Genomic DNA, 6,376 nt, shown 5'->3' with positions numbered 1-6,376 from the left:
GCTATCGGCTGTTAACCGATCGGTCGTAGGTTCGAGTCCTACCTGTGGAGCCATGGCTCCTTGGTCAAGCGGTTAAGACACCGCCCTTTCACGGCGGTAACACGGGTTCGAGTCCCGTAGGAGTCATTTATGGAGAATTAGCTCAGCTGGGAGAGCATCTGCCTTACAAGCAGAGGGTCGGCGGTTCGAACCCGTCATTCTCCACCATTGATTTTAATTAAATATGCTGGAGGGGTAGCGAAGTGGCTAAACGCGGCGGACTGTAAATCCGCTCCTTCGGGTTCGGCAGTTCGAATCTGCCCCCCTCCACCATCTTAATGGGCTATAGCCAAGCGGTAAGGCAACGGACTTTGACTCCGTCACGCGCTGGTTCGAATCCAGCTAGCCCAGCCATAAGAGCCATTAGCTCAGTTGGTAGAGCATCTGACTTTTAATCAGAGGGTCAGAGGTTCGAATCCTCTATGGCTCACTCTTAACATCTTTCTTCGGAAAGATGTTTTTTTATGTTGTTTTATGTAAGCGGATACATTATTCTATAAATAACATGATAAAAAGAGGTGGATATATTAATGAAGAACATAGATATTATTGGGGCACCTTCGACATTTGGCCAAAGAAAATTAGGTGTGAATTTAGGTCCAGATGCTATAAGATATGCAGGATTACAGGAAAGATTAGAAAATTTAGGTATGAATGTTCAAGATATTGGCAATATAGACGTTCCTGCTATAGATTTGAAAAAGTTTAATTCTGAGCAACAAGGCTTGAGAAATTATGATGAAATTATAAGCGTCTCAAATGCACTTAGCGAAAAAGTTGAACAAACGATAGTAAATCATAGATTTCCATTAGTTTTAGGTGGAGATCATTCTATAGCGGTAGGTTCAATTTCTGGTATTAGTAAACACTATGAAAATCTTGGTGTAATTTGGTATGATGCTCATGGAGATTTGAATATACCTGAAGAGTCACCATCAGGAAATATACATGGGATGCCACTAAGAATATTATTAGGTGATGGTCCAAGTGATCTTGTTAATTTAAATAATAGTCAACCTAAACTTAAACCTGAAAATATAGTTTTAATTGGGATGAGAGATTTGGATAAAGGTGAACGTGAGTATATCAAAGCACAAAACATTAAAACTTATACTATGGCAGATATAGATAAACTTGGAATCGAAACAGTTATTAATGATACTTTAAGTTATTTGAAATCAAGAAATGTTGATGGGTTACATTTATCATTAGATGTCGATGCCTTAGATCCAACTGAAACACCAGGAACAGGAACAAGAGTATTAGGTGGGTTAAGTTATAGAGAAAGCCATTTTGCTTTAGAATTACTTCATGAAAGTAATATGATTACATCAATGGATTTGGTTGAAGTTAATCCATTAATTGATTTACATAATAGTACAGCTGAACAAGCAGTTTCATTACTTGGGACATTTTTCGGAGAAACATTATTATAAAATAATTATTGCAACTTGCATGTGTTTTGACATGCAAGTTTTTTTCATTTTTCTCACCGTTCATATGACACGTGTTCTAATGATTGATATAATGGATGATATGGAAAATGTTATCGGAGGAGATGTTATGGATTTTTCCAATTTTTTTCAAAATTTCAGTACTTTGAAAGTCATAACTAGTGTCCTCGATTTATTGATTGTGTGGTATGTCCTTTACTTACTTATTACAGTTTTTAAAGGAACTAAGGCAATACAATTATTAAAAGGTATTGTTGTTATAGTAATCGGTCAACAAATCAGTAAAATGCTAAATTTGACTGCGACTTCTAAATTGTTCGATATCGTAATTCAATGGGGTGTACTTGCTTTAATAGTTATTTTCCAACCTGAGATTCGAAGAGCGCTTGAACAATTAGGTAGAGGAAGTTTCTTGAAACGTTATACAAATGCCTATACTAAAGATGAAGAGAAGTTAATCCAATCTGTATCTAAAGCGGTTCAGTATATGGCTAAGCGTCGTATAGGTGCGTTAATAGTGTTTGAGAAAGAGACAGGTTTACAGGATTATATTGAAACTGGAATTCCTATGGATTCTAAAATTTCTCAAGAATTATTAACCAATGTATTTATACCTAATACACCTTTACATGATGGTGCTATGATCATTCAAGGAACAAAAATAGCAGCAGCCGCTAGTTATTTACCTTTATCAGATAGTGTTAAAATTTCAAAAAGTTTAGGTACTAGACACAGAGCAGCAGTAGGTATTTCAGAAGTATCAGATGCTTTTACAGTTATTGTTTCTGAAGAGACAGGTGATGTGTCAGTAACATTTGATGGTAAACTAAGACGAGATATTTCAAATGAAGTGTTTGAAGAATTACTAGCTGAGCATTGGTTTGGCACACACTTTCAAAAGAAAGGTGTGAATTAATATGTTAGAGAGTAAGTGGGGGTTAAGATTCGTTGCACTTATTTTAGCAATATTTTTCTTCTTATCTGTTAATAATGTTTTTGGTAACATATTTAATTCAGATGATATTTCACAGAAATCAACAAAGACAATCCAAGATGTTCCAGTGGAAGTAGTTTATAACCATAAAGATTTACATGCAACTCATGTTCCAGATACTGTAGATGTGAACATTTCAGGGCCACAATCTAAATTATTAAAAATTGAAAGTCCAGATGACTTAAAAGTAGTGGTTGATTTATCTGGTGAAAAAGCTGGTAAATATCATGAAAAATTCCAAGTTAAAGGAATAAGTAATGGTATTAATTACAATGTAAAACCTAAAGCAGCCAATATTACATTGGAAAAGAAAACGACTAAGACGATGCATGTTCAACCGGATGTAAGTCAAAGCGATATTTCAAATGAATATAAAATAGATAAACAACAAATTTCACCTGAGACAGTTAAAGTTACAGGTGGAGAAGAACAATTGAATCAAATTGCTTACTTAAAAGCAACATATAAAAATGCAACTAAGATTAGTAAAGATACGAAAGATGTTGCAGATGTTAATGCTTACGATAAAGATTTAAATAAATTAAACGTATCAATTAACCCAGGACAAGTTGATTTGAAAGTGTCTGTTAAGCCTTTTAGTAAAAAAGTTAAGGTTAATACTAAGACTACTGGAAATTTAGATGGTAATAAAAAAGTTGATCATATTAAAATAGATGATGATGAAGTAGAGATTTATGGTAGTAGAGAAGACTTACAGGGTATAGATAATATCACAGCTGAAGTTGATTTAGATCATATTTCAGAATCAACTGAAAAGACAGTGAAATTTAATTTGCCTAAGAATGTAAGTAAGGTTGAACCTGAAGAAACAAAGGCTTATATTACGGTTAAATAAATGAAAGAAATAAAAGGAGAGTAAATCATGGGAAAATATTTTGGTACTGACGGTGTCAGAGGTGTCGCAAACGAAGAGTTAACACCAGAACTAGCATTTAAATTAGGTAGATATGGTGGCTATGTACTAGCACATAATAAAGGTGAAAAAAATCCTAGGGTACTTGTAGGAAGGGATACAAGAGTCTCTGGTGAAATGTTAGAATCTGCATTAATTGCAGGGTTAATTTCTATTGGTGCAGAAGTCATGCGTTTAGGTATTATTTCTACTCCAGGTGTTGCATATTTAACTAGAGAAATGGACGCAGGACTAGGTGTTATGATTTCGGCATCACATAACCCAGTTGCTGATAATGGTATTAAATTCTTTGGTTCTGATGGATTTAAACTTTCTGATGATCAAGAAGAAGAAATAGAAGCACTATTAGATCAAGATGAACCAAGTCTTCCAAGACCAGTTGGTACTGATATCGTTCATTACTCAGATTATTTTGAAGGTGCACAAAAATATTTAAGTTATTTAAAATCAACAGTAGACGTGAATTTAGAAGGCATGAAAATAGTTTTAGATGGTGCCAATGGATCTACATCATCATTAGCACCATTCTTATTCGGTGATTTAGAGGCGGATACTGAAACAGTAGGCTGTAGTCCTGATGGCTATAATATCAATGAGGAATGTGGTTCTACACATCCTCAAGCACTTGCAGAAAAAGTACTTGAAACTGGAGCAGATTTTGGATTAGCATTTGATGGTGATGGTGACAGAATCATTGCTGTAGATGAAAAAGGACATATCGTTGATGGTGACCAAATTATGTTCATCATTGGCCAAGAAATGCACAAGAATCAAGAACTAAATAATAATATGATTGTTTCAACAGTTATGAGTAATTTAGGTTTCTATAAAGCATTAGAGAATGAAGGTATCCAATCTAATAAAACAAAAGTCGGCGATCGTTACGTGGTTGAAGAAATGAGACGTGGCAATTATAATCTTGGTGGCGAACAATCAGGTCATATTGTTTTAATGGATTATAATACAACAGGCGACGGATTATTAACAGGTGTGCAACTTGCAGCTATCGTTAAAATGTCAGGTAAATCATTGAGTGAATTAGTTTCACAAATGAAAACTTATCCGCAATCACTAATCAATGTGAGAGTAACTGATAAATATCGTGTTGAAGAAAATATTGATGTTAAAGAAGTAATGACTAAAGTTGAAGTGGAAATGAATGGTGAGGGTAGAATTTTAGTACGTCCTTCAGGTACAGAACCTTTAGTACGTGTGATGGTAGAAGCATCAACTGACGAAGATGCACAAAGATTTGCACAACAAATTGCCGATGTAGTCGAAGACAAGATGGGTTTAGATAAATAAATGATAAGAGCACATGTCACAAATTAAATGTGGCATGTGTTTTTTATATTACAAAAAGAACCAGAAACAGTAGTTTCTGGTTCTTTAAATATCTTATTTTGCAACTAGTTCATTATATTCTTTTTCAATTTCTTCAGCTAATGGTCCTTCAACTTTAGCATATGTTTGTAAGAAGGCTTTAATACCATTTTCATGAATATAATTATTTTTCTCAACTGTTTCTTGATCAGCTTTGTCGTCATATTTTAGAAGTAGGGCAGCTGCTTTAACCAAGCCATCTCTTTCTAAATTATGTTCATATAAATAATTCAATGGTTTGATGATACGATCTTTCGGTCCAATTTTACGTAGTGTTCCGCGACCTACGCGAGTAACTTCATCAGAAAGATGTGGGTTATTGAAACGTTCGATAATTTTTTCTACGTATTGTGATTGTTCAGTTTTAGTGAAATCAAATTCACGAGTAATATATTCGCTTGTTTCAGCTAATACACGTCTTAAACCTGCTTCAATCGTACTATCTTGAACGGCATCTAATACTGTTGCCTTATTATCATTATATCCTGCATATGCTAAAAATGCATGACCTGTATTTACTGTTAATAATTTTCTTTCGATATAAGGTGTTAGATCATCAACGTATTTAATATGATCTAACTCTTGACCATACCAAGCGTCTTTTTCGACTACCCACTCGAAGAACGGTTCTACCATAACATCTAAAATATTTTCATTTTTTTGTAATGGAACGATTCTATCAACTGCAGAGTTTGCAAAGTGAATATGATCGCCTAGAGGGCCAGTGATATCTAAGATAGCTTTTTTAAGTGTGTCTGTTGCCATTATTGCATTTTCACATGCAACGATATTAACATGATTTTCTTTTTCTTTTAAATATGGTGCAAATGATTTAGCGATAATTGGTAAGATATTAACACCAACTGCAGTAGTAATTAAATCAGCTTCTAAAATAGCTTGTTTTAATTCATCAGACGGTTTAGCTGAGTTAATCGCATCAACATTGTTCACACGTGTAGTTGTTTTAGACTCATCTGCTAAAATAACGTCGTATTCATGCTCTTTTTGTAAAGCATTAATAATGTCTTCGTTAACATCTGCAAATGTAACTTTAATATTATTATCTGCTAAGATATAACCAATAAAACCACGACCGATATTACCGGCACCAAAATGTACTGCTTTCATTATGCATCAGCCTCCTCAAAGACTTGTTTGATTTCGTCAGCAGATTTAGCATTGATAATACGCTCTACATTTTCTTCTTCACTGAAAGTAATCGCGATTTTAGATAATAGGTCTAAATGTTCTCCATCTTTACCAGCAATACCAACTACGACTTTAACTTCTTCGCCATTCCAATCTACGCCTTCAGGAATTTGTAATAAGCTTAATCCAGATTGGATAACGTTTCCTTTAGCTTCTTCAGTACCATGTGGTATAGCTAAGCCATTGCCCATAAATGTAGATACGACATCTTCACGATCTTTCATTGCTTGGATGTAGTTTTCTGTTACAGCACCACTATCTACTAAAGCTTGTCCTGCTTTTTCGATTGCTTCGTTTTGACTACCTACTGATACATTGATAAAGATATTTTCGTTACTGAATAATTCACTCATTGATTAATAC

6 protein-coding genes and 5 tRNA genes are annotated in these 6,376 nt (G+C 34.3%); 9 read left to right on the top strand and 2 right to left on the bottom strand.

Annotated elements, in window-relative coordinates; translation table 11 throughout:
• Positions 1-54 precede the first annotated feature (54 nt).
• The 9 genes from ACJQQZ_RS11615 (at position 55) to glmM (ending at position 4,726) form a co-directional block, all read left to right on the top strand.
• Positions 55-126: transfer RNA gene (locus ACJQQZ_RS11615), tRNA-Glu, on the top strand.
• A 5-nt stretch (positions 127-131) separates the two neighbouring features.
• Positions 132-207: transfer RNA gene (locus ACJQQZ_RS11610), tRNA-Val, on the top strand.
• Between the two features lie 21 nt (positions 208-228).
• Positions 229-312, top strand: a tRNA-Tyr gene (locus ACJQQZ_RS11605).
• A gap of 6 nt (positions 313-318) precedes the next feature.
• A tRNA-Gln gene (locus ACJQQZ_RS11600) sits at positions 319-393 on the top strand.
• Between the two features lie 3 nt (positions 394-396).
• Positions 397-469: transfer RNA gene (locus tag ACJQQZ_RS11595), tRNA-Lys, on the top strand.
• 100 nt (positions 470-569) lie between these two features.
• Entirely contained in the window at positions 570-1,475 is a 906-nt protein-coding gene (rocF, locus tag ACJQQZ_RS11590) for an arginase (RefSeq protein WP_145506776.1), read from the top strand.
• Positions 1,476-1,602: 127 nt separating this feature from the next.
• Entirely contained in the window at positions 1,603-2,409 is an 807-nt protein-coding gene (cdaA, locus tag ACJQQZ_RS11585; protein ID WP_002451707.1) for a diadenylate cyclase CdaA, read from the top strand.
• Between the two features lies 1 nt (position 2,410).
• Positions 2,411-3,343 carry a CdaR family protein gene (locus tag ACJQQZ_RS11580; protein ID WP_002451706.1) on the top strand — a complete coding sequence of 311 codons (933 nt, stop codon included), beginning with the start codon at positions 2,411-2,413 and terminating at the stop codon, positions 3,341-3,343.
• Between the two features lie 27 nt (positions 3,344-3,370).
• Positions 3,371-4,726, top strand: coding sequence for a phosphoglucosamine mutase (gene glmM, locus ACJQQZ_RS11575; protein ID WP_002451705.1), 1,356 nt, complete (start codon positions 3,371-3,373; stop codon positions 4,724-4,726).
• 93 nt (positions 4,727-4,819) lie between these two features.
• Here the strand turns inward: glmM and ACJQQZ_RS11570 are convergent, their stop codons facing one another.
• Together ACJQQZ_RS11570 and ACJQQZ_RS11565 are read right to left on the bottom strand one after the other, a co-directional pair.
• Entirely contained in the window at positions 4,820-5,932 is a 1,113-nt protein-coding gene (locus ACJQQZ_RS11570) for a mannitol-1-phosphate 5-dehydrogenase (protein ID WP_002451704.1), read from the bottom strand.
• Positions 5,932-6,366 carry a PTS mannitol transporter subunit IIA gene (locus tag ACJQQZ_RS11565; RefSeq protein WP_002451703.1) on the bottom strand — a complete coding sequence of 145 codons (435 nt, stop codon included), beginning with the start codon at positions 6,364-6,366 and terminating at the stop codon, positions 5,932-5,934. Before ACJQQZ_RS11565 ends, ACJQQZ_RS11570 begins: the two co-directional genes overlap by 1 nt.
• Positions 6,367-6,376 lie beyond the last annotated feature (10 nt).

The sequence above is a fragment of the Staphylococcus sp. KUGN1 genome, from assembly GCF_045984185.1.
Lineage (GTDB): Bacteria > Bacillota > Bacilli > Staphylococcales > Staphylococcaceae > Staphylococcus > Staphylococcus warneri_A.
The sequence above is the reverse complement of the archived record's forward strand: the minus strand, read 5'-3'. Positions and strand labels throughout refer to the sequence as shown.